The following is a 23859-nucleotide window of genomic DNA, read 5'->3' as shown; positions in this document are numbered from 1 at the left end:
ACGCAAATGAACGAGGCTTTTGCGGGTTATACAACTAAAATCGACCAATAGCCATATCCGTTCGGTGAACGGGCAGAGAAAGGAGATAAACCATTTGACAGAATAATAGAGCGTGTTCGTCGATTATTCTTGTATGAGAGGTGCATTAACATGTCCTTTGCAGAAAAATCAGGAATAATAGTCCGAAGGCAAATTAATAAGTATAATTCTATGTATAGACAATCGTCGGTTTTTATCCCTTTGCTCTTTCTGCTGGGAGTCTCGTCATGTTATGATGATGCAAATACATTTGGGAGCGGATTGGTAGAATCTTCTTTCAGGAATGTGGTAATAGATACTTGCACGGTAAATATAACTTCCGTGCTGATCGACTCTTTGGAGACTTCCGGCAAAGAGGTTGCACTGATAGGACAGTATACGCATCCGTTTTGGGGAACTGTCTCTTCTTCTTCTTTTATTGCATACAAGCATCCAAGCTATGAGACGGATATAGCAGAGTCTGTAGTCTTGGATTCTTTGATGCTGTCTTTGTCGTACAATGGCCACTTTATAGGCGATACCGCACTGGTACAACGATTCAGTATCCATAAGCTGACAGAGAAAATCGTACTGAACGATAACGATTACCTGTATAATAACTCCTCGGTGCAGTATGATACCGATCCGCTGGCTGTTGTTTCTTTCAAGCCAAAGCCGGGCAGTGGCGACCGGTTGGAAGTGCGCCTTTCGGATGCTATCGGACAAGACTTGCTCACCCGGCTGCATAATCGGGACGATTTGGTATCGGACGACCGTTTTGAAGATTATTTCAAGGGGATCGTTATTATTCCTGAGAAAACGGAAAGCCAATCTCTCCTTTCGTTCAGTGTATCCGATTCTTCGGCTTTGCTGAACCTGCATTATCATGTTATAGGAGAGATAGGAACGGAAAGGACGCTGTCTATACAACCTAATACAGACACTCAGTTTAACCATATAGACCATGACCGTACAGGAACTTTGCTGGAGGGTTATCCGTCTAAGCAAGTAGAGATATCTTCGTCGTTACTCGATGATAAGGGATTCCTTTTCTGTGGATTGGGTTGGTACACACGTTTGGAGTTTCCTTTTCTGAATAATATTATGCAGCATGGCGAACAGGTACATATAGATCAGGCTTTGTTGAAAATCTATCCTGATCCGTCAACCTATTCCGACTTTAATCCGCTGCCGGACAGTATCTATCTTTATATTGCGGACGAGAATAATGTGGTGACCGATGCAGTAAAAGACTATCTTGGCTCTGAGGTGCAAAGCGGTGTGCTGGAACGGAATGATGCGGATAAGGGGAATACGTATTACTATTTCGATGTAAGCGATTTTATGCAGGAAGAACTGGGTACAATAGGCATGTATAAACACAACCTGCAATTTGTATTCAGTTCCGACGATTATACAGGCACTTTCCGAAATCTTACTTTCAGCGACCAGAATGGCCGTTCTCCTATTGTATTACAACTAACCTATAAGATTTATGAAAGCTATTAAGCGAAGCACTGCATTTGTTTTCCTGATGATGGCAACTTCGGCCGTTGCCCAGAATGTAATGACTTCATCGCCATATTCTATGTTTGGAGTGGGCGAGATTGCCTCCGGATTGTACGGACAGAATGTGGGTATGGGAAATGTAGCGTATGGCATGCGTGGTTCTTTTCTTATTAACAGTGATAATCCGGCGGGTTTGACCGCTCTGGATAGTTGTTCCTTGATGGCCGAAGCATCTGTATTCCTGAAAAGTGAATCTTATAAATCGGGCGGCAATTCTAACCATGCCGTATCGGGCAATATGTCGGCCTTCTTGCTAGGCGGACGGATTATGCCGCGATGGTATATGGCTGCAGGAGTTACTCCCTATAGCTTTGTGGGGTATTATTTCCAGAGTTCGCAACCGCTGGAAGGTTCTGCCAATACGTATTACCAGAGTACTTTTGAGGGTGATGGAGGGCTTTCTAAAGCGCATCTTACGCAGGCTTTTATGCTGACGCGGAATTTGTCGATTGGCGTAAACCTGAACTATTTATTCGGCAATATTACGCAGACGGAAAAACAGAGTACGATGTCGATAGGCCAAACCTCGTTTGCACAGGCTTTCCTGGCCGATTTCGGACTTCAGTATCATCGTTCCATAGGGAAGGAAAGTGCCCTGACGCTGGGTGCTGTTTACGGGTACCGTCAGCGAATCAGTATGAGTAACTCTATTACCATTACAAATGGCGAAGCTGTAACCGAACAGAAGCAGAAGAAGCAAAAACAATATCTTCCTCAGTTTATCGGTTTGGGCGGCGCATGGCAATATAAAAAGATGACGTATGCGCTCGATTATACGTTCCGGGAATATAGCTCTCTGGTATCGGACGATAATTTGGTGAAATTTAAGGATACACACGAATTGCGTGCCGGAGTCTGTTATTCTCCGAATGGCTTTCTGTCCGAAAGCGTATGGAGGCGTTTCTCTTATAAAGCCGGAATAAATCTTTCTACTCCGTATATGCAGATTCGCGGAAAATCGGGAAATGCTTATCGTGTAAGTGTCGGTTTGGGAATGCCGGTACTGGGCGGACAGGTAAATGCAGCGCTCTTCTATGAACGGTCTTTGTGGAAGGGTAATATGCTGGATAGAAGAATTATAGGTGCTACGGTGACCTACACATTAGGCGAGCGTTTGTATAAAGTGAAGCTCTGAAAGAAAGACTGTTTTTCGTGATAGTGTATCACCCTATAAGGTGATAGACTCCCACGGCATAAGGTGACAGACTCCCACGGCATAAGGTGATAGACTCCCACGGCATAAGGTGACAGACTTCCACCATTAGCAGGTTAGCAGAGCCAGCCTGTTCATCAGTTCCGGCAGGTAAGAATCGCTGATCGGGATCAGCTCTTGTCCGATACGGATCCGTTTCCGTTCGATATAGTTTATTTGGGCAAGGGCAATGATATAGGAACGGTGTACGCGGCAGAAACTTTGCGTGTCGAGATATTCTTCAAAACGTTTCAGGCTGACTTGCGAGAGCAGAGGCTTGCCTGTTGTGCGGTGAACCTTGACGTAGTCGCCATATCCTTCTAGAAAAAGAATCTCGTCACGGTGCAGACGAATGATCCGGCTGCCTTCGCGCACAAAGATTGGTTGCTCGGTTTGCTCTTTGTTCAGTACTTCGTGTACATCGGCCAGAGCTTTGTCCAACTTCTCGAAATAGCCCATCAGGGTGTTTAATGTGGAGGCATCTCCATCAAAGGTTATACATTTCAACATAGCGTTTCTTCCTTTCTTGTTTTATCACCGGCAAATTAACCTGAAACTTCGGTGAACAAAGGTTAAGGCCGGATAAGTGGTATAACTTTGGCGGTGAAACGCCCGCCCTGGAGGGGTGAAAAGACTTCCGCTTCTATCCTTCTTCCAGAAGAATCCATTTCTTAAATACCGGCGTCTTGGTTTTGCTGATGATAATGCGTTCCGGTACGGGAAGGGTCAGGTTGACAGACAAACGGCTGCCAAACCATAGATCGATGTCTTTTATTGCTTTACGCGAGATGATGAACTGGCGGTTGGCCCGGAAGAATATCTTTTCGTCCAGTTGTTCATTCAAGGTATCCAGGGTGCGGTCTACAGGATGAGTCTTTCCGTCGGAAGTATAAGCCGTTACTTTTTCATTGGAAGTGTAGAAATAAAGAATGTCTTCCACCGGTAACGGATAGAATTTATCGGCCAGCATAATGAGAAGGCTTTTTACCGTATGGCGGTTCTGGATTGTACTGTTTGTGTTTTGTATGTGGGCTTTCCGCTCTTCGGGATCAAAAAGGCGGAGTTTGTTTAATGCACGCTCCAAAGATGTCTGCGTAACGGGTTTCAGCAAATAGTCGATACTGCTTACCTGGAAGGCTTGCAGTGCATATTCGTCGTATGCCGTAGTAAATACAACCGGCGAACCTATTTCCACCTGCTCGAATATCTTAAAAGCCGATCCGTCCGCCAGGTGTATGTCCATGAAGATGATGTCCGGATGAGGGTGCGACTTGAACCAACTGACGCTTTCTTCGATACTTTCGAGCTCTGCGATAACGCTAATATCGATCACGTTGTTGTGTTCCAGTATGGCTTTCAGACTGCTTACGGCAGCCGTTTCGTCTTCTATGATAATTGCATTCATGATCGTACGGGTGAGTTAAGTAAAGGGAGTGATACTTTAAAATATTCTTTCCGGTTTGAGATTTGGATGTCTTTGCCTGTCAGCATGCGATAACGCCCCCACAGGTTTTTAAGTCCGATGCCGCTGCCCGAGCTTTCTTCGGCTTTGGGTTGTATCTTGTTGGAGATAACTAATAAATTATCAGATGTTGTGTATATATCTATCTGCAAAGGATATTGCTTGCTTATTATGTTGTGCTTTACAGCATTCTCTATTAAAGGCAGAATGCTCAGTATAGGCAGATACCATAGTAGAAGAGGCGTATCGGTTTGAAAAGAGAAAAAGAGCTTCCCTTCGTACCGCACACTAAGCAGATAAGTATAAGCCTTGACAAATTGGAGTTCTTCCGCCAGGGTAACCAGCCCTTTCTTGTTGCTTTGCAGAATATAACGGAATACATTCGATAATTCACCAAGATAGGTTAGGGTCTTCTCTTTCTCTTCGCTTTGGATGAGGGAATTTAACCCATTCAGGGAATTGAAAAAGAAGTGAGGGTTGATTTGTCCCATTAAGGCATTATAGGTATTCTGTAGCTTTTCGGTTTTAAGTTTCTCATATTCCAGCATCATCTCTTGCCGGCTGTTAAGTAGCCGGAATAGCAATGCTGTCAGCATAATGGTTAGCAATACAAACAGGTGTTCTGTCACCAACGGATGTGGAAATGGTTTTATAGGAGTTATGTCCGGTGCCTCTGTTTTGAACTCATAGTGGGGGCCTAATATGTCATCTATGCTGAAAGAATGTATGGTAGTTTGTGTGGCTTGTACGGTAGTTGCATTGAAGAAAGTGCTTTTTTTATCCAGTATGTCTATCATTATGAAATCGTTGATGATAGGGTATAGATTGAATATAACGAAAGCCGTGACGAAACTAACAGCTATTACCAGCAGTATTGTCTTATATTCGGTCTTTTTGAACAGTTTGTCACCTAACTGGTATAACTGATCGTTTACAATGAATAACAGGAAGGCGTAACTAAAAAACCAGATCAGGGAGAAGTATAAAAAATAATTATCCTGTGGAGGTATGGGGAATATGTTAGGCATATTTGCCAATTCATTCTCTTTGTTGTAGCTACGCATTAACATCGAGAAATTTACAAATAGCGAGATCAAAACAGAAACAGTAAATCCGATAAGCAGATCATTCTTTTTGGATTGTTGCATGGCAGTCTCTTTGTTTACGGGAAACAAAGATAAATAATCTGTTTGCTTGCAGGAAGGAGAATCGATGAAATGGCAAAAAGTGTCGGTGAATCACCTTTTTATAACAAAAAGGCCGTTCGATTTTATTCGGACGGCCTTTTGTATGCAATAGAACCGGAGGGTATTAAACTCTCTTTTCTTTGATTCTTGCTTTCTTACCGGTAAGGGCACGCAAATAATACAATTTAGCGCGGCGAACTTTACCAACTTTGTTTACAGTGATGCTTTCGATGAACGGTGATTCGATCGGGAAGATTCTTTCTACACCTACATTTTCAGACATCTTACGAACAGTGAAACGTTTTTTGTCTCCGTGTCCTGAGATACGGATTACAACGCCTCTGTACTGCTGAATACGTTCTTTGTTACCTTCTTTGATACGGTAAGCTACTGTAATAGTGTCGCCACTTTTGAATGAAGGAAGCTCCTTCTTGGTAGCAAACGCTTCTTCTGCAATTTTAATTAAATCCATTGTTTTATAGCTTTTTAATTGTAATTTATGAATGAAACGCAATATAACGGGCTACTATGTCCCGACAGAGATTACGCAAAGCGGATGCAAAGTAACGAAAGATTTATTTGATACGCAATAAATTATTGATGTTTTTTAGAAAAGACATCCGGATAGGGCTATCGCTATACGTTTTAAAATCATCGGGATGTTTTTGAAAAATGATCCCGATGGTTTTAGAAAAACATCCCGATGATTTTTTATGGTATTAGAACCGGTTTGGCTGCTTACCTTTTCAGGTTTGATAGCCTTCCTTGTTCTGTTAAGTTGTTAGACCAAATACCACTAAATACAGGATGCGTAATCGAAAAGTCGAATTTATTTTGTATGTTTGAAGGGTTAATGTGTATCGAAGAGTGATGAGGAAAGTTATATATACAGCCTGTTTGTGTTGGTTTGCAATAAGTTGTTTTGCGCAGGCAGAGCCTGATTTGATGGCGAAAGTTGATAAAGTGAAAATGAACCAATGGGTGGATTCTGTTTTTGATGCAATGAGTTATGAAGAGCGCATCGGACAGCTGTTCATGGTTGTGGTGGATCCAAAGTCTGATGCGAGGAATATACAGAAGATGATGCGCTACATAAATGAAATACATATTGGCGGTATTTTATTTCAAAAAGGTAATCCGGTTACACAGGCGGAAGTTTGCAATCGTGCACAAAAAGCGTCTCGCGTACCTTTGTTTATATCTTTGGATGGAGAATGGGGCTTGTCTATGCGCCTGAACGGTACTACCCGTTTCCCGAAAAATATGATGCTGGGAGCAATAGAAGACAATAATCTGATTACAGAGTATGGGAAGGAAGTTGCCCGTCAATGTAAAGAACTGGGTATTCAGATTAACTTTGCACCCGATGTGGATGTAAATAGTAATGTGGAAAACCCGGTAATAGGGCTCCGTTCTTTCGGCGAAGATCCAAATGCGGTAGCAGACAAGGGCATTGCTTATGCTAAAGGACTGGAGGGAATGGGAGTGATTTCTGTTTCGAAACATTTTCCCGGGCACGGAGATACGTCGGATGATTCACATAAAACATTACCTTCTGTTTTTCATTCGCAAGCCCGCTTGGACAGTGTGGAACTGTTGCCTTTTAAAAGATATGTCGATAATGGATTTGCGGGCGTAATGACCGGGCATTTATATGTACCTTCGCTTGATAATACTCCGAATCTGCCGGCGTCGTTATCATATAAGATAATAACGGGGTTACTGAAGGATAAGTGGGGATTTAAGGGATTGTGCTTTACCGACGCATTAGCTATGAAAGGCGCTACGACTAAAAAGGCCGATAATCCTTCCGTAAAAGCGCTTCTGGCTGGTAATGACATCTTGCTGGCACCGGCAACTCCTATAAATGATTTTTCGGCTGTAAAAGAAGCTATAGACGAAGGTATTCTGTCTCTTGAAGAGGTAGAAGCCAAATGTCTTAAGATATTACGGTATAAATATATTACGGGATTGAATCAATATAGTCCGGTAAAAGTACAGGGACTATCCAAACGGCTTAATTCTCCGCATGCTGCCTGGCTGGCGGCTAAACTTAATGCCGAGGCAATTACGGTATTGAAAAATGAATCGGACGTTCTTCCTCTGAAACAGCTGGGAAAGAAGAAGATTGCTGCTTTGGCTATTGGCGGGGAGGTTGGGAATGAGTTCCAAGCGATGTTGAACCGTTATGATACTGTGGCTTGTTTTAGCATCGGACGCAATTCTACGGCTGCATATATACAAAACGTATATAACCGGCTTGCCGGTTATGATATAATTATCTGTAGTGTACATACGGTTCGTATTCCGGAAAGCCTTGCTTTGAGGCAATTGGCTGCAAAGAAAGAACTGATCTATGCGTTCTTTACGCTTCCTTATTTTTGTAAAGATTATAAAAACTCTGCAACGAAGGCCAAAGCGTTGGTAATAGGATATGAAAATACACCTTTGGCACAGGAATATGCCGCCCAAGTTATATTTGGAGGTATAGGAGCTAAAGGTAAGCTGCCGGTTTCCATTCCGGGTTTGTATTATTCGGGGACAGGTATATTTACGGAAAAGACACGTCTTGGCTACCATGAACCGGAAGAAATGGGAGCGGATGCCGGTCGTTTGGATGAGATAGACCTGATAGTATCGGAAGGATTGTCGAAAAAGGCTTTTCCCGGTTGTCAAGTATTGGTTGCTAAGGATGGTATGGTGATTTATGATAAATCGTTTGGCCGTTATGAGTTTAGCGGGACCCAGGATGTGGTTGATAACTCGGTTTATGATTTGGCTTCTGCATCGAAGGCCGCCGGTACATTGTTGGCCGTGATGAAAGCTTATGATGAAAAAAAGTTTACATTAAATAGTAAGATAGGCGATTTTGTCCCGGAGTTGAAAGGTTCCAATAAACAGAATTTGCCGGTTAAAGATTTACTTTATCACCAATCGGGACTAACTCCTTCCATCAATTTTTATCTTGACGCAATCGATAGGAATAGCTATAAAGGAAGTCTGTACAGTAACACAAAGAATACAAGCCATCCTGTACGGTTTGATTCCAATACGTATGTACGCAATGACTTTAGATATTATCCGGATTTGGTTTCGGATAAGAAAAAGCCGGGATTTACAACCGAAGTTGCCCGTAATTTCTATATCAGCGATTCGTTTAAAGACACTATAATTCAGGATATAAAGAGTTCCCGTTTAGGAACGCGTGGCAAATATGTCTATAGTTGCATTAACTTTATTTTGCTGAAGATGATGGTTGAAAATCAGATGAAGAAACCGATGGATCGTTTGCTTCATGACGATTTTTATGCAGGGTTAGGAGCATGGCATACAACTTATAATCCGTTAAGGGTGATGGATACATTACAAATAGTGCCAACGGAGGACGATCAGTTTGTGCGCCGGCAGTTACTGAGAGGTTATGTACATGATGAGGCGGCGGCATTTCAAGGTGGTGTTTCCGGTAATGCAGGCTTGTTTTCTAACGCAAACGACTTGGCTAAAGTGATGCAACTCTTTTTGAACCAGGGTGTATACGGAGGCGAACGGTATTTGTCGGAAGAGACATGCCGTTTGTTTACGCAAAGCAAAAGCCCTACATGCCGCAGAGGATTAGGATTTGATAAACCGGTGGTTGGTAATGTGAAAGCATCTCCCTGCTCTCCTCAAACGCCGGTTTCGGTATATGGACATACCGGATTTACAGGAACTTGTTTTTGGGTGGATCCTGATAATCAGATGATTTATATATTTCTGAGTAATAGGGTGAATCCTTCGCGGGCAAATAATAAATTGAGTTCATTAGATATTCGCACAAGAATACAGGACGCTATATATAAAGCGATAAAGTAAAGTGTCTGTTTGTTTAACGTAGAGTAAACACGAAATAATTAGTATATTTGCGAATCTTTAAATGAATGATTAATTACTATAAAAACTACTGGAGTATGCTATTCGGACACGGTGATGATTTCTACAATTCTCAGAGTGAAATAAAGATAAATTTTAGTTCAAATGTATGGCACGGAGCCAATTTGGACAAACTGAAAGTAAACCTGATTGAGCAATTCGATAAGTTGACACGCTATCCGGAACCGGATGCAGCCCAACTGAAGCGTCTTCTGGCCCGCCGATATGAAATAAAAGAAAATAACTTGGTAGTAACGAATGGTTCCATTACTGCATTTTATTTGCTGGCTCAGGCATGGAAAGGGGCTAAGTCGATGATTGCGGTTCCTTCTTTTGCTGAATATGAAGATGCCTGCCGTTTGCATGGGCATGAGGTAAGTTTCTTTTCTACTTCTGATGACTTGGCCGAATTATCGTTGGAAGGACAGGATTTCTGTTGGATATGTAATCCGAATAATCCGGATGGCAGACTGATTCACCGTACTGAATTATTGTCTCTGATTGCTGCAAACCGTCAGACTAAGTTTATTGTGGATCAGGCTTATGTTGCGTTTACAACGGAGGACATGTTGAAGCCGACGGATATCTATAATCATGAAAATCTGATTATTGTTCAGTCTATATCCAAAGCTTATAATATACCGGGATTGCGTATTGGCTATTTGATTGCATCTCCTGCTATTATTGAAGAGGTTAATAAGTATATTATCCCCTGGTCGGTTAATGCGGTGGCTATAGAGGCCAGCAAGTATATCCTGATACATCCGGCTCAGTTTACTTTGCCTATTCGTAAATGGCAGCGTGAAACGGCCGAATTCATTTATCAGCTCAGTAAATTGGATGGCCTGGAAGTCATACCTACTGCTACGACTTTCTTTTTGGTACGCTTGAAGAAAGGTACGGCAGCCGATCTGAAACAGTATTTGCTGAGTAAATATGGAATATTAATCCGGGATGCTTCAAACTTCCGCGGGCTGGATGAAACTTACATTCGCCTGTCTACGCAGAAATCCGACGAAAACCAGGAACTTGTAAATGCCATGAAAGAATGGTTGGAACAACAATAAATAAAAAAGGACGGTCTTATAGAGCCGTCCTTTTTTATTTTTAATCTCTCGGAGTTTGTGTGTCTTATCCTATTCTTTTGTTGATAACGATATGACCGATATAGCCCAGAATAATAACTCCAAGGCCTGTAAGAAGAATACTGTTTGAAATACCTCCGGTTAATGCAGGTACAGCCAGAATGATCACACCGATTAGGAGTACGATAACCCCAAGATTTTTAATTAACTCGTTCATGGTTATAGATATTTTATAATTATTTTCTTTTCTACCGCAAATAAAGTAATAATAACCCGATTGCAAAAATATTTTGGAATAAAAATAACAATTCCTTTCAATTTAGCTTTTATATTTGTAGAATAATAAGTATACGTATGGTACGGATTCTTTACATGATTTATTTATGGTTGTTTTTTGTACCTGTATTTTTGGTACTGACAATACTTACAGCTTTGACGGTAATTATAGGATGCCTGCTCGGAGGCGAGAAAATCTTTGCTTATTATCCCGGCATGATTTGGTCCAGGCTTACCTGTTATCTGGCTCTTTGTCCGGTAAAAGTGAGAGGGCGTGAAAATATTAACCACAAACAATCTTATGTGTTTGTTTCTAATCACCAGGGGGCTTTTGATATATTCTTGGTTTATGGTTTTCTGGGAGTTCCTGTCAAATGGGTAATGAAAGCTGGTATAGCTAAAATTCCGTTTGTGGGCGCAGCTTGCCGTGCTGCAGGTTTTATTTTTGTAGATAACTCTACACCTAAAGCGGCTGCACGTAGTGTTTTAGAAGCTGAACGATGTTTAAAAAACGGGGCTTCTGTAGTTGTCTTTCCAGAAGGTTCCCGTACTTATACCGGAAAGATGATACGTTTTAAAAAAGGTGCTTACCAAATGGCGGCCGATCAGCATTTGCCTATTGTCCCTATTACATTGAATGGGCCGTTTGACGTGTTGCCGATCGGATCAATTAATGTTTGTCGGCACCGGATGGAGATGGTTATTCATCCGGCACTATTTACTGACGGGATGGATATTTCCCATAAAGGATTACAGGAAATGGCAGATAAGACGCAAGCTATTATAGCTTCTTCTCTTTGGGATAAATATAAATAAAGCATGGATTTTATTTCCATGCTTTTATTATTCCCCTTTTGGCTACACGTAGGCTGAAACCGGCATTTTTGCCGACCATTGTTCCTGTATCGGCTGCAACAGATCCGGTAAATGTCCATCCGTTCAGACGGGGATGGGTGTAAGTTATGTCGATAAGGCTGGATGTCCCTTCTTTCTTGTTGCGGAAAGGATGATAGGATGTTCCCCAACCATTCATCTTTGTAAAAAGAACCCGGTAAGATATTTGTGGAGAAATATCACCTTCTGCTCCTATGTGCCAGTCTTTGATGCGATTATTTGTAAACCCCAGTTTTCCGTTCTGATTATATTCGGGTGAAATGATTAATGGAGAACCTAATCCTCTGTTGAAGTAGGAGAGTCCGGTCTTATATTCCAAGTTGTTGTAATAGTCGTCATTACCACCTCCTATTCCCGGATGTTTGTCGTGATCGAAATCAATAAAGTGCATTGGACCTGTTTGATTACGGGTCAGAACATATTCGGTAACAACTTTGCGTAGCCAGGGAAGTTTAGGGAGATCTACTTGTATGCCATATAATCCGTCTGTGCCGTTATTGAATATCATGCCGGATTTGTCGTTGAAATAATGCTGGTGATAGGCATGTACGGCCCAATCCTTTTTGGTGAAGCTAAGCTTGAAATCGTAAGAACCGTAATGGCTGCCCAGTACATTTATCTGATCCGACACAGTGGCGTTATCCCCTCCTTTACTGCCACATACAACACGGATAAAATCTTTGAAAGAATGAGGTTGGGCGCCTATTTTAGGATCGGTGGATGTTCCGCCCCATTGTGCATAATCCTGTACGCCGATTGTTCCAGATAGGGGAAAATCATTCTGGGTATCTTTTATTTGTATATAAAATGATTTATGATGCCATAATACATTCTTGATGTATACTTGCTTTTTTGTTGTGCCTGTTTCTTGCTGTTTATTTGTGAAATTTGCTAGATAATCCGTGTCAAAGGAACGGCCAGCGGCAAAATCTCCTTTTACCTGCATCCATCCTTTTGTTCCCGGAACAACGGTGAATTGAGGCATGCTTAATTTTATTTCCGGTATAGGGCGCGCATTGGAAGAATGTACCAAATCACCGGAACTTAAATTTTTGTCCCATAAAGATGAATAATCCTCTTTACTTCCAATGCTTAATAACAGGCTTTTGTATCCTATTTCGGCGAAAGCTTGCTGTATGAATATGTTATGATAACGCGGAGCGGTTGCCACTACCTCCAGTCCGGCACCCCAGCGAAATCCTTTACCGAATCGTTGGTTGTGATAAACACCTGCATTTAGAAAGCCATTGTTCGCATCCAGAGGTACTATTCCATATCGGTTGCTAAGCATCCAGAAAGGCGTATTGTCTCCACTGCCAACAGATCCGAAGGCTTCGGCCTTATATGTTGTAGCATCTTCTGTATTGTTCTCGCTTTGGGCGAAAGTGGCGGTTGTTAGTCTGGAAAAAGCAAAACCTATGAATATCAATCGCATTAATTTCATTGTCTTCATTTTATTGTTTTGCAAAGATACGTATTTATCTATTTTCGCTGTCATGCGTTTTAAAAAAGAGTATTAACCTTTATAAAAATACAAAATATTAGTTGTATCTTTGTCTTAAAGGCTTGATTTAAAATAGAGTATAGTATGCTTGATAAGTACACTTTTGAGGAATTTGTGAAAGCTGAAAGGTATAGATTATCATTGGGTTTGGGCGATTGTATATTAGAGCCGATGCCTCTTGGACGTGGTGAGAACGGCATTGTTTATAAAGCCAGGATTAATGATACGGTGGTTGCTTTAAAGTTTTTTATTGGCGATGATGAGGCAAATCGGAAAGCTTATCTGAATGATTTTAGAAAAGAATATATCAATATATCATTATTAGAAACGCGCCGGAATATTGTTCAATACATTGATTTTGACTTACTGCCTGTAAATAGTGAAGAAATTCCGGTATTGGTGATGAAATTGTATAAATGTTCTTTGAAAGAATACCGTTCGTCGTTGTCTCCTGAAATATTTGTGAAGTTGTTTCATTTCCTGACTGATACGGTTCAGTTTTTGCATAGTATGGGAGTGGAGCACCGGAATATAAAACCTCAGAATATATTAATAGATAACCATAATGAGTTTGTGCTGACAGATATCGCTTTTGGCGATAGCAGAACACAAACCAACAATGATATTTACACTATCGGGTCTGTTTTGAAATGGTATGCTTTGGGAGAAGTGAACGTGGACGCATCGGTTAGCAGTGTTTTTCCCGGATTGAAAATGTATGACGAGGTAGTCAGACGTTGTTTGTCGTCCGATTTAAAAGACTGTTTTCATACTGTGGATGAAATCCTGGCTTATGTGGAAATCCAGAAAGAGCGAAATCCGAAAGAGTTGATGCAGGAATTTAGTTTGATTTGCAGAAAGAACTTTCCGAAGGAACTGCCTGAATTTGTACATTGTACGGATCATAAAAAAATAAGTAAACTGATGTCGGATTTCATATCGAAGATGGATTTCTTCGGGAATCACATTGTTTATTTTACCGATGTGGAACGTAATGTGTTTTCTCCACATGTGGGAAAGAATGGCTTCTATAAATTTGATAACTCCACAGAGTTTAAGGTGCTGGATATTTGGATCCATTGCGATGACACGATGCAGAATGATTATATTTTAGTACATCATTCCAATACATTGCCGGAAAAAGTGAACGGCAAAGATTCTTATAAATGGGCTGTTTATGATAAAAAAATGTTGATTTCATGGCCGGAAGCCATGAATGGTTATGCTGAGATAGAGGGTGATATTATACCTCTGGATAAGACTAAGATAGAATTGTTTAACCGTGCACCGCGTGAAGGATATATTTTCATAGCATTGAACCAGTTGCACAGTTTGACATTCCCTGCTAATATCGGAACTTTGAGAGATTACTTTTTCCGGTTTAGTTTTAGTTATGTTAATCGTCTTATCCTTGAAGACATGAATAATCTGGCGCGTCAGCATTTGGCTGCAGTGAGAGGGTAACAGGAAAAGATTATTTTATAATCCTTTTATCCAGTTGAATACAATATGGTAAACATGATCTCTGTATGGCTTTTCCGAAAGAATTAAATCGTGAATGCCGTTTTGGATCGTATCGCGTGTGACATAGTTCCCGAGTTTACTTCCATATTGTTGTATGTCGTGTACATTCAATACTATATCGGATGTCATATATTCGTTATGCCATTCTTTGCTTTCCGGAAAAGATTTATTGGAAGACATTACCAGAATTGGACAATCCAGTTTCAGCCCTTTTTGTACTGTTTGTTGTGCTTCTTGGATCGCGCAGATCCATCCGGCCTTTTTAGGATGTCCGAAAATCATCTTCCAATTTGTGTCATATTCCCATTCTCCTTTATACTGCTTCAATAAACTATATGAATAATTAGGATCGCCGTATCCCTGCACTGTCAGATTTGGAAAAAACTTTCCGATAAATGAAACAGCAGGGATGACAATCTTCTCCATAAACCAACCAAAATTCCAGTCCAAAAAAGGACTGTTCAGTATTAACCCGTCTACTGCCAAGCTCCCTTTTTTGCTATTTAGATAATAAGGGGTGATAAGCCCTCCGGTGGAATGCGCCATTAATAAAATCCGATTGTTCCCTTCGGCGCGGATGGTTGCTAATGCTGTGTCGATATCTGCAAAATATTCTTTCAGGCTTTTACAGAAAAAAGGATTCTGGTTGGGGAGGATAGAACGCCCGTATTTTCTAAGATCCATTGCATAGAAATTATAACCATGTGCATTTACGCTGTCTCCCAGTTGTTTCTGAAAAAAGTAGTCGTTGTAACCGTGTATATATAGTACGGCTTGCTTTACGTCGGATAGTTGCGGCTTTTTTACTAATGTGCATACAACTTTTCCTTCGTAATCGTCCGGCATTTGGAAAGTACGGCGCAAGTAATCGTCTCCCAATACGTCAGGAACGTATTGAGCATGTATGCTTATAATGAATAAGGTAAACAAAAGGGTAAAGAATAAACGTTGCTTCATCTTATTTTATATTTTGATTAATGGATGATCTTATCTTTATGAAAAACAAAAGTGGCTGATAAATGTTGGTTGCAAAAGTAGATCATTTTCTTTAAGCAGTTGTTTTCTTCTTGTATGAATTAATGGATCATTCTGTGCCTGAAAAATATAATTGTCGAAATGTTTGCGGTTTAAGATATTATCGTTACCTTTGCACCGCAAAATTTTATTAATCATATAACGTAAATTTTATGAACAATTACGAAACCGTTTTCATTTTGACTCCCGTTTTGTCTGATGCACAGATGAAGGAAGCGGTAGAGAAATTCACATCTCTTCTGAAAGCAGAAGGCGCTGAAATTGTGAATGAAGAAAATTGGGGCTTGCGCAAGTTAGCTTATCCTATTGACAAGAAGACAACAGGCTTCTACCAGTTGGTTGAATTCAAAGCAAATCCGGAAACAATCGCAACTTTGGAAGTAAACTTCCGTCGTGACGAACGTATTATCCGTTTCTTGACTTTCCGTCAGGATAAATATGCAGCAGAATATGCAGCTAAGAGAAGAAATTTGAAATCATCTAAAGAAACAGTAAAGGAGAATTAATCATGGCAGCAACTCAATCAGAAATCAGATATTTGACTCCGCCTTCAGTAGACGTTAAAAAGAAAAAGTATTGCCGTTTCAAAAAGAACGGTATTAAGTATATCGATTACAAAGATCCAGAATTCTTGAAGAAATTCCTGAATGAACAAGGAAAGATTCTTCCACGCCGTATCACAGGTACTTCGTTGAAGTTCCAGCGTCGTGTGGCTCAGGCTGTAAAGCGTGCTCGTCATTTGGCTTTGCTTCCTTACGTAACCGATTTAATGAAATAATAAAAAAAGAGGAGACAGAATATGCAAGTTATTTTGAAAGAAGATGTAATCAATTTAGGTTACAAAGACGATATCGTAACAGTAAAAGACGGTTACGGACGTAACTTTCTAATCCCCCAGGGTAAGGCAGTGATCGCTTCTGAATCTGCCAGGAAAGTATTGGCTGAAAATATGAGACAGCGCGCTCATAAATTAGCTAAAATTAAAGACGATGCTCTGGCTTTGGCAGCTAAGTTGGAGGGGGTATCTTTGACTATCGGTGCTAAGACCAGTTCAACAGGTACTATCTTTGGTTCTGTAACAAATATTCAGGTTGCAGAAGCTTTGGCAAAGGCTGGTTACGATGTGGATCGTAAAATTATCTATATCAAGGAAGCCGTTAAGGAAGTTGGACAATACAAAGCTATTGCTAAACTTCACAAGGAGGTTTCTGTAGAAATTCCTTTCGAAGTAGTTTCTGAATAATATAAGAATATCTTATATAAGGAAGAGGACAGTTTTAAAAGGCTGTCCTTTTTTTATGTGTATAGCAGGGAAAATAACCACATTATGGTTAAAACGGACTAACTTAATTATCGTAAAAGGCTCCTGTTAATCGGTAAAAAATATTACATTTGTCACCAATTTGTAAGAGATTTTTTGGTGTGGATAGGAAATATCTTCTATATGTAAATTTACTGATCGTTTTGTTTTGTTTTTTGCCTTCATTGCAAGCAAAAGAGAAAACATTTACTCTTGTTATAGACGCCGGTCATGGAGGAAAAGATCCGGGTGCGAGAGGAGCTGTTATAAATGAAAAGGAAATCAATCTGGCAGTAGCCCTTAAGTTGGGACAGCTGGTTGAGGATAATAATAATGATGTTCGTGTTGTTTATACAAGAAAGACCGATCGTTTCATTGAACTGGATGAGCGTGCTAACATAGCCAATCGAAATAAAGCCGATTTGTTTATTTCTATTCATACGAATTCTGTTAAAAAGGGCAGTTCTGCAGCCGGAACCGAAACTTATACTTTGGGATTAGCCCGGAGTGATGAAAATCTTGAAGTTGCGATGCGCGAAAATTCGGCTATTCTTTTGGAAGATAATTATCTGCAAAAGTATGAAGGTTTTGATCCCAATTCTTCTGAGTCATATATTATTTTTGAGTTTATGCAAAATAAACATATGGAGCAGAGCATTAGTTTGGCATCGGAAATACAAAAAGCCTTTGTGACTGCCAAGCGTACAAATAGAGGAGTCAGACAAGCAGGCTTTCTGGTACTTCGTAAAACGAGTATGCCTAGTGTGCTCATTGAATTAGGGTATATATCTAATCGGGAAGAAGAACGCTTTTTGAGGTCAGCTGATGGACAGAATAAATTGGCGATGGCAATTTATATTGCATTTAATCAGTATAAACGTGATTATGATAAAAGAAGAGGAGCGTTAGCCGGAAGAAGTGTGGCGATGTCAACAACGAGTTCTTCTTCTGAACCGCAAGCTGTTATTGAATCACAAACAAATCAGTTGCCTCCGCCGGGGAGTGAAGAGGATATTCGTCGTAAACACAGGCGGGAATCTCAGTCTCAAAAAACTTCTCAGTCAAATAAATCAACAAAACAGGCACAGGCTGCATCTGTATCTTCAACAGGTCGTGTGAACTCTGATACCTCCGGGAAGGTTATATATAAAATTCAAATCTTCACCTCAGATAAAAAGTTACCCGGAAATTCAAAACAGTTTAAAGGGTATAAAAATGTAGGTTTTTATAAAGAGAAAGGTATATATAAATATACTTATGGGGAGACGACAGACTTTAATGCAATACGGAAGATGCGCAGAAATGTGGCTAAAGATTTTAAGGATGCTTTCATTGTTGCATTTAAAGATGGCATAAAGGTAGATTATTGATAATGTAGTAAAGAAACAAGATTATATATTTTATAAATTAAAAAAATGAAAAGTGTATTCACTAAAGAGGCAAAAATCGGATTGGTAACAATAGTAAGTCTGGCATTGCTGTATTTCGGGATTAATTATCTGAAAGGGATAAATTTATTTCAACCGGTTAATCATTATTTTGTGACATTCAATAATGTAAAAGATGTTACAATTTCGAGCCCGGTCTTTGTGGATGGATTTAAAGTTGGTTTGGTTAGAGACATCATATATGATTATAATACTACCGGAAAGATAACCGTAGAAATTAATCTGGAAGAAAATATGAAAATTAATAAAGGTAGTTATATCGTAATAACCAAGAGCTTTTTGGGTGGTGCGGAGTTGCAGATTCATCTGAATACATATGTTGATGATTATCTGAAACCGGGATCAACGATAGAAGGACGCATGGGAGAAGATATGATGCAAGCGGTACAGGAAAATATTCTTCCCCAGATAGAACAAATGCTTCCAAAGGTGGATTCTATTTTAGCCGGTTTACAGACGCTTGTTAATCATCCGGCTCTTTCGCAATCATTTGATCATATTGAGAGAACAACGGGAAATTTGGAGGTCTCTACGCGTAAATTGAATTCGTTATTGGACAAAGACGTTCCTGTCATTGTTGGTAATTTGAAAACAATGACCGACAATTTCTCTCAGGTAAGTGCAAATTTGAAAGAACTGGACTTGGCAACTACTGTTAATTCTATTAATGCGACATTGAATAACTTGAAGCTGACTACAGAGAAACTGAATTCGAGTGATAATACTATGGGACTATTGCTTAATGATAAAGCTTTGTACGAAAATTTAAATGGCGCGACGGAGAATGCTTCTAAGCTGTTATTGGATTTGCGTCAGAACCCGAAACGCTATGTTCATTTCTCAGTATTTTAAGAAGTATTGAAAATCTTATACATTGAAGAATTATTTAGAATCATTCTAATTAATAAGAGACAATAAATTTACTTCTTAAAATTGGCTGTAAGGCCTTCAAATAAACACATATAATTGTATTTGAAGGTCTTTTTTTTATCGAAATCGGAGGTGTTCTGATTATTCGGTAAACATGCTAGAATAAAGGCTTTTTGAAAAGGGTATGGCTTTAATGACCTAATTGTCAGACAGATATTACTAACTGCCTGAGATTAAATGTAATATTAAACAATCAAAATAAGCAAGTAAATTAATACTTTTTTTTTCAGAATTAATTTCTAAACTTTGTAGTCATAAAGAATAAAAGTTATAGTTGGGAGATAAAATAAAAATGCAGACTGATTATCAAACATTGTGGAATAAATGCCTCACAGTTATTAGAGATATTGTGCCTGAGGCCGCTTTTAACACATGGTTTATGCCTATTGTTCCTTTATCGTATGAGGATAACAAGTTTACTATTCAGGTTCCTAGTCAGTTCTTCTATGAATATTTGGAAGAAAAATATGTGAATGTTCTGAAAGTAACGTTGTATCGTGTTTTTGGACAAGGAACAATTCTTAACTACCGTATTATGGTGGATAAGACGACTGGAGGTACGGTTGATTATCCTGCCGAAAACGGATCGATTGCCGTAAAAAAGATAACTCCCAAAGATGCAAATAAGGCTCCGAATCCATTTATTCAGGCTGCACCTCAGGATTTGGATTCACAATTAAATCCTAAATATAGCTTTGATAATTATTTTGAAGGAACCAGTAATCGTTTGGTGCGTGCTGCAGGTGAAGCTATTGCCCAGAATCCTGGTAAAACCACTTATAATCCATTGTTTATTTTTGGTCCTTCCGGTGTAGGCAAAACCCATTTATGTCATGCTATAGGAGCCCGTATACGTGAATTGCATCCAGAAAAGAAAGTGCTTTATGTATCTTCACATCTTTTCCGTGTCCAGTTTACAGATGCTATTCGTAAAAACACGACAAATGACTTTTTGAATTTCTATCAGAATATAGATGTCCTTTTGTTGGATGATATACAGGAATTGATAGGGATGGATAAAACGCAAAATACATTCTTCCATATATTTAACCATTTACACCAATTGGGTAAACAATTAATCCTGACTTCGGATAAAGCTCCTGTTGATTTGCAGGGAATGGAAGAGCGTTTGATTACGCGTTTGAAATGGGGATTGACTGCAGAACTGTTCCGCCCGGATCTTGATTTACGCAAGAAGATATTGAAGAATAAAATTAATCACGACGGTATTGTTATTCCTGATGAAGTATTTAATTTCATAGCAAATAATGTTACGGAGAATGTTCGTGATCTTGAAGGAATTCTTGTTTCATTAATGGCGAATGCTGTTATTAATAATAAAGAAATAGATTTGTCGTTGACGAAGCGAGTGGTAAGTCAGGCGGTTCGTTTGGAAAAGAAACAAATGTCCGTGCAATCTATTCAGGAAATTGTTTGTAAATATTTTAATTTGGATCAGTCAACAATCCAAACTAATTCCAGAAAACGTGAAATTGTACAGGCCAGACAAATTACAATGTATCTGGCTAAGAAATATACCGATTGCTCTTTCTCTCATATTGGTAAAATAGTGGGTAAAAAAGACCATGCGACTGTATTGCATGCTTGCAAAACAATTAAAGACCAAATAGAGACAAATAAGTCTTTTTGTTCATCGGTAGAGGAGATTGAGGTGCTCTTGAAAAATTAATAAGAATTTTATATATGGTGGAAAGGATACTTCCGAAAGGAAGTGTCCTTTTTTTTCTTTTGGGAAAACATGAAATATTTTGAGTTTTCTTTTTGGGAAAACTTTTGGATGCATATGAAAATATAACATGTTGATTTTATGTGTATATTTTTGTGGTTTTGGAAAACTTTTCAACATATTTGTTTTTTAATATATAATAATTTGGATAGTAGCTAAAGTATTTATAAACTTGCAATCTTTAATAATTAAAACACCGTGGATCAGAAAATTTATACATTTGATGAAGCATTTAAAGCTTCGCTAGCCTATTTTACCGGTGATGAGTTGGCCGCTAAAGTATGGGTGAACAAGTATGCCTTAAAGGATGCTTTTGGTAATATTTATGAGCAGTCTCCGGTAGACATGCATCATCGTTTAGCACGGGAAATTGCCCGTGTGGAAAAAAAATATCCGAATCCATTGTCTGAAAAGGAACTATTCGATCTTTTTGACCATTTTCGTTATATTGTTCCGCAAGGGAGCCCGATGACAGGAATTGGAAATGACTATCAAATAGCTTCTCTCTCTAATTGTTTCGTGATTGGACTGGATGGTCAGGCGGATTCTTATGGGGCAATTATCCGCATTGATGAAGAACAAGTACAGTTAATGAAACGCCGTGGAGGTGTAGGGCATGATTTATCTCATGTTCGCCCAAAAGGTTCTCCTGTGAAAAACTCGGCTTTAACATCTACCGGCCTTGTTCCGTTTATGGAACGATATTCCAATTCTACGCGTGAAGTTGCCCAGGATGGACGTCGTGGCGCATTGATGCTGAGTGTTTCAATTAAGCATCCGGACTCGGAATCTTTCATAGATGCAAAAATGGTAGAGGGGAAGGTGACAGGTGCAAATGTTTCTGTAAAAATCGATGATGATTTTATGAATGCTGTCGTAAACGGTTCTGTTTACAAACAGCAATATCCGGTCGATTCTCCAAACCCTGTTACAGTTAAGGAGATAGATGCTTCTGCTTTATGGCAGAAAATTATACATAATGCATGGAAATCTGCAGAACCGGGTGTTTTGTTTTGGGATACTATTTTAAAAGAATCTGTTCCTGATTCGTATGCTGATCTCGGGTTCCGCACTGTTTCAACCAATCCTTGTGGTGAAATACCTTTGTGTCCTTATGACAGCTGCCGATTGCTGGCTATTAATTTGTACTCATATGTTGTGAATCCGTTTACTAAAGATGCTTATTTTGATTATGATTTGTTTAATAAGCATGTAGGATTGGCACAACGGATTATGGATGATATTATCGATTTGGAATCGGAAAAGATCGAAAAAATATTAGAAAAGATAGATTCTGATCCGGAATTATTGGAGGTAAAACAATCGGAACGTCATCTGTGGGAAAAGATCCAAAGAAAAACTTTGATGGGACGTCGTACAGGTGTCGGTATTACAGCAGAAGGAGATATGATAGCTGCTCTTGGATTGCGTTATGGAACTGAAGAAGCTACCGAATGTGCTGAGAATATCCAGAAAATGTTGGCATTGGCTGCTTACCGTTCTTCTGTAATGCTCGCAAAAGAACGTGGCGCATTTGAAATATATGATGCAAAACGTGAAGAAAAGAATCCGTTTATCAATCGTTTGCGCGAAGCTGATCCCTCACTGTATGAGGATATGGTTAAATACGGCCGTAGAAATATAGCATGTTTAACGATTGCTCCAACCGGAACAACTAGTTTAATGACACAAACAACTTCTGGTATAGAACCTGTATTCTTACCGGTATATAAACGTCGCCGTAAAGTGAATCCGAACGATACAGACGCACGCGTCGATTTTGTTGATGAAACGGGGGATGCTTTTGAAGAGTATATTGTATTCCATCATAAATTTGTTACCTGGATGCAGGCAAATGGTTATTCCGTAACGAAAAAATATACACAGGAAGAAGTGGATGAGCTGGTGGCTAAATCTCCTTATTACAAGGCTACTTCCAATGATGTGGATTGGTTGCAGAAAGTTCGTATGCAGGGACGTATTCAGAAGTGGGTAGATCATTCTATTAGTGTAACGATTAACCTGCCGGCTGATGTGTCTGAAGATCTTGTTAATAGTTTGTATGTTGAGGCTTGGAAGTGTGGCTGTAAAGGATGTACGGTTTATAGGGACGGTTCCCGTTCTGGTGTTTTGTTGGCGACGGACAGTAAAAAGAAGAAGGATGATTGTAATTGTATGCAACCTCCGGTTATTGTGTCTACCCGTCCCCGGGAGTTGGAAGCAGATGTCGTGAAATTCCAGAATAATAGAGAAAAATGGATCGCATTTGTGGGGTTGCTGAATGGACGTCCTTATGAAATCTTTACCGGTCTTGCTGATGATGATGAAGGTATTATGTTGCCTAAAAATGTATCGAAGGGTACCATTATAAAAAGCTATGATGAAGACGGTGATAAACATTATGACTTCCAGTTCAAGAATAAACGTGGATATAAAATGACAATTGAAGGATTGGATGGTAAGTTTGATCCTGAATATTGGAACTATGCAAAACTGATTTCCGGCGTATTGCGTTATGGTATGCCTATAGATCAGGTTATTAAATTGGTACAAGGGATGGAACTTAACAATGAATCTATTAATACCTGGAAAAATGGTGTTGAGCGTGCATTGAAGAAGTATCTTCCGAATGGAACTGAAGCAAAGGGGCAGACATGTCCTAATTGTGGATTAGAAACATTGATCTATCAGGAAGGCTGTCTGATTTGTACCAATTGCGGTGCATCCAAATGCGGATAAGCAGCATGTTTAAATATATTGGAAATGCGGAGAGGTAATC

Annotated in this window: 20 protein-coding genes; 13 read left to right on the top strand and 7 right to left on the bottom strand. The window is 39.6% G+C overall.

From position 1 onward, the window contains the following. Positions 1-210 precede the first annotated feature (210 nt). Both C4S38_RS11535 and C4S38_RS11530 read left to right on the top strand, forming a co-directional pair. A complete protein-coding gene (locus C4S38_RS11535; RefSeq protein WP_103983862.1) occupies positions 211-1527 on the top strand; it encodes a DUF4270 family protein in 1317 nt (438 codons plus the stop codon). Next, the gene (locus C4S38_RS11530) at positions 1514-2722 is read left to right on the top strand and encodes a PorV/PorQ family protein (protein WP_103983861.1); all 1209 of its coding nucleotides are present in this window, start codon (positions 1514-1516) and stop codon (positions 2720-2722) included. The genes C4S38_RS11535 and C4S38_RS11530 overlap by 14 nt, the downstream gene beginning before the upstream one ends. Before the next feature lie 126 nt (positions 2723-2848). Here C4S38_RS11530 and C4S38_RS11525 read toward each other — a convergent pair whose 3' ends face one another. The 4 genes from C4S38_RS11525 to rplS all read right to left on the bottom strand — a co-directional run bounded on the left by C4S38_RS11525 (position 2849) and on the right by rplS (position 5900). Further along, positions 2849-3289, bottom strand: a complete 441-nt coding sequence (locus C4S38_RS11525) for a LytR/AlgR family response regulator transcription factor (protein ID WP_099463543.1) — start codon at positions 3287-3289, stop codon at positions 2849-2851. Between the two features lie 133 nt (positions 3290-3422). After that, a complete protein-coding gene (locus C4S38_RS11520) occupies positions 3423-4184 on the bottom strand; it encodes a LytR/AlgR family response regulator transcription factor (RefSeq protein WP_099463542.1) in 762 nt (253 codons plus the stop codon). Further along, positions 4181-5389, bottom strand: a complete 1209-nt coding sequence (locus C4S38_RS11515; protein WP_103983860.1) for a sensor histidine kinase — start codon at positions 5387-5389, stop codon at positions 4181-4183. Before C4S38_RS11515 ends, C4S38_RS11520 begins: the two co-directional genes overlap by 4 nt. A gap of 163 nt (positions 5390-5552) precedes the next feature. Then, positions 5553-5900 carry a 50S ribosomal protein L19 gene (gene rplS / locus C4S38_RS11510; RefSeq protein ID WP_005854040.1) on the bottom strand — a complete coding sequence of 116 codons (348 nt, stop codon included), beginning with the start codon at positions 5898-5900 and terminating at the stop codon, positions 5553-5555. A gap of 398 nt (positions 5901-6298) precedes the next feature. Here rplS and C4S38_RS11505 point away from each other — a divergent pair, with 398 nt between their 5' ends. Together C4S38_RS11505 and C4S38_RS11500 are read left to right on the top strand one after the other, a co-directional pair. Beyond that, positions 6299-9280, top strand: coding sequence for a glycoside hydrolase family 3 N-terminal domain-containing protein (locus tag C4S38_RS11505; protein WP_103983859.1), 2982 nt, complete (start codon positions 6299-6301; stop codon positions 9278-9280). Between the two features lie 95 nt (positions 9281-9375). Continuing rightward, positions 9376-10404, top strand: a complete 1029-nt coding sequence (locus tag C4S38_RS11500; RefSeq protein WP_103983902.1) for a threonine-phosphate decarboxylase — start codon at positions 9376-9378, stop codon at positions 10402-10404. Positions 10405-10468: 64 nt separating this feature from the next. On the opposite strand, the gene C4S38_RS15950 is transcribed toward C4S38_RS11500, so the two are convergent. Continuing rightward, positions 10469-10639: a hypothetical protein gene (locus tag C4S38_RS15950; RefSeq protein ID WP_200817969.1), complete on the bottom strand. Its 171-nt coding sequence runs from the start codon at positions 10637-10639 to the stop codon at positions 10469-10471. A 137-nt stretch (positions 10640-10776) separates the two neighbouring features. Here C4S38_RS15950 and C4S38_RS11495 point away from each other — a divergent pair, with 137 nt between their 5' ends. After that, on the top strand, positions 10777-11514 hold the full coding sequence (locus tag C4S38_RS11495; protein WP_103983858.1) for a lysophospholipid acyltransferase family protein: 738 nt from the start codon (positions 10777-10779) through the stop codon (positions 11512-11514). Positions 11515-11524: 10 nt separating this feature from the next. On the opposite strand, the gene C4S38_RS11490 is transcribed toward C4S38_RS11495, so the two are convergent. After that, positions 11525-13036: a capsule assembly Wzi family protein gene (locus tag C4S38_RS11490; protein ID WP_103983901.1), complete on the bottom strand. Its 1512-nt coding sequence runs from the start codon at positions 13034-13036 to the stop codon at positions 11525-11527. A 144-nt stretch (positions 13037-13180) separates the two neighbouring features. On the opposite strand from C4S38_RS11490, the gene C4S38_RS11485 reads away from it, so the two are divergent. Next, complete coding sequence (locus tag C4S38_RS11485; RefSeq protein WP_103983857.1) at positions 13181-14560, top strand: protein kinase domain-containing protein; 1380 nt, start codon at positions 13181-13183, stop codon at positions 14558-14560. A 15-nt stretch (positions 14561-14575) separates the two neighbouring features. Here the strand turns inward: C4S38_RS11485 and C4S38_RS11480 are convergent, their stop codons facing one another. Continuing rightward, positions 14576-15577: an alpha/beta hydrolase gene (locus C4S38_RS11480; RefSeq protein WP_103983856.1), complete on the bottom strand. Its 1002-nt coding sequence runs from the start codon at positions 15575-15577 to the stop codon at positions 14576-14578. Between the two features lie 230 nt (positions 15578-15807). Between C4S38_RS11480 and rpsF the strand changes: the two genes are divergently transcribed. The 7 genes from rpsF to C4S38_RS11445 all read left to right on the top strand — a co-directional run bounded on the left by rpsF (position 15808) and on the right by C4S38_RS11445 (position 23819). Next, entirely contained in the window at positions 15808-16161 is a 354-nt protein-coding gene (rpsF, locus tag C4S38_RS11475; protein WP_099463538.1) for a 30S ribosomal protein S6, read from the top strand. A 2-nt stretch (positions 16162-16163) separates the two neighbouring features. Further along, entirely contained in the window at positions 16164-16433 is a 270-nt protein-coding gene (rpsR, locus tag C4S38_RS11470) for a 30S ribosomal protein S18 (protein WP_005637107.1), read from the top strand. A gap of 21 nt (positions 16434-16454) precedes the next feature. Next, positions 16455-16898 carry a 50S ribosomal protein L9 gene (gene rplI, locus C4S38_RS11465; protein ID WP_099463537.1) on the top strand — a complete coding sequence of 148 codons (444 nt, stop codon included), beginning with the start codon at positions 16455-16457 and terminating at the stop codon, positions 16896-16898. A 179-nt stretch (positions 16899-17077) separates the two neighbouring features. Continuing rightward, a complete protein-coding gene (locus C4S38_RS11460) occupies positions 17078-18325 on the top strand; it encodes an N-acetylmuramoyl-L-alanine amidase family protein (RefSeq protein WP_103983855.1) in 1248 nt (415 codons plus the stop codon). 45 nt (positions 18326-18370) lie between these two features. Continuing rightward, the gene (locus C4S38_RS11455; protein WP_103983854.1) at positions 18371-19255 is read left to right on the top strand and encodes an MlaD family protein; all 885 of its coding nucleotides are present in this window, start codon (positions 18371-18373) and stop codon (positions 19253-19255) included. A 370-nt stretch (positions 19256-19625) separates the two neighbouring features. Further along, entirely contained in the window at positions 19626-21023 is a 1398-nt protein-coding gene (gene dnaA, locus C4S38_RS11450) for a chromosomal replication initiator protein DnaA (protein ID WP_099464063.1), read from the top strand. A gap of 255 nt (positions 21024-21278) precedes the next feature. Further along, complete coding sequence (locus C4S38_RS11445) at positions 21279-23819, top strand: adenosylcobalamin-dependent ribonucleoside-diphosphate reductase (RefSeq protein ID WP_099463534.1); 2541 nt, start codon at positions 21279-21281, stop codon at positions 23817-23819. Positions 23820-23859 lie beyond the last annotated feature (40 nt).

Source organism: Parabacteroides chinchillae, from assembly GCF_900108035.1.
Taxonomy (GTDB): Bacteria; Bacteroidota; Bacteroidia; order Bacteroidales; family Tannerellaceae; genus Parabacteroides; species Parabacteroides chinchillae.
This window is presented reverse-complemented; position numbering and strand designations above follow the sequence as displayed.

Coding starts and splice junctions, on each gene's coding strand:
- C4S38_RS11535 (WP_103983862.1), top strand. CDS start 211: ATGTATAGACAATCGTCGGTTTTTATCCCTTTGCTCTTTCTGCTGGGA.
- C4S38_RS11530 (WP_103983861.1), top strand. CDS start 1,514: ATGAAAGCTATTAAGCGAAGCACTGCATTTGTTTTCCTGATGATGGCA.
- C4S38_RS11525 (WP_099463543.1), bottom strand. CDS start 3,289: ATGTTGAAATGTATAACCTTTGATGGAGATGCCTCCACATTAAACACC.
- C4S38_RS11520 (WP_099463542.1), bottom strand. CDS start 4,184: ATGAATGCAATTATCATAGAAGACGAAACGGCTGCCGTAAGCAGTCTG.
- C4S38_RS11515 (WP_103983860.1), bottom strand. CDS start 5,389: ATGCAACAATCCAAAAAGAATGATCTGCTTATCGGATTTACTGTTTCT.
- rplS (WP_005854040.1), bottom strand. CDS start 5,900: ATGGATTTAATTAAAATTGCAGAAGAAGCGTTTGCTACCAAGAAGGAG.
- C4S38_RS11505 (WP_103983859.1), top strand. CDS start 6,299: ATGAGGAAAGTTATATATACAGCCTGTTTGTGTTGGTTTGCAATAAGT.
- C4S38_RS11500 (WP_103983902.1), top strand. CDS start 9,376: ATGCTATTCGGACACGGTGATGATTTCTACAATTCTCAGAGTGAAATA.
- C4S38_RS15950 (WP_200817969.1), bottom strand. CDS start 10,639: ATGAACGAGTTAATTAAAAATCTTGGGGTTATCGTACTCCTAATCGGT.
- C4S38_RS11495 (WP_103983858.1), top strand. CDS start 10,777: ATGGTACGGATTCTTTACATGATTTATTTATGGTTGTTTTTTGTACCT.
- C4S38_RS11490 (WP_103983901.1), bottom strand. CDS start 13,036: ATGAAATTAATGCGATTGATATTCATAGGTTTTGCTTTTTCCAGACTA.
- C4S38_RS11485 (WP_103983857.1), top strand. CDS start 13,181: ATGCTTGATAAGTACACTTTTGAGGAATTTGTGAAAGCTGAAAGGTAT.
- C4S38_RS11480 (WP_103983856.1), bottom strand. CDS start 15,577: ATGAAGCAACGTTTATTCTTTACCCTTTTGTTTACCTTATTCATTATA.
- rpsF (WP_099463538.1), top strand. CDS start 15,808: ATGAACAATTACGAAACCGTTTTCATTTTGACTCCCGTTTTGTCTGAT.
- rpsR (WP_005637107.1), top strand. CDS start 16,164: ATGGCAGCAACTCAATCAGAAATCAGATATTTGACTCCGCCTTCAGTA.
- rplI (WP_099463537.1), top strand. CDS start 16,455: ATGCAAGTTATTTTGAAAGAAGATGTAATCAATTTAGGTTACAAAGAC.
- C4S38_RS11455 (WP_103983854.1), top strand. CDS start 18,371: ATGAAAAGTGTATTCACTAAAGAGGCAAAAATCGGATTGGTAACAATA.
- dnaA (WP_099464063.1), top strand. CDS start 19,626: ATGCAGACTGATTATCAAACATTGTGGAATAAATGCCTCACAGTTATT.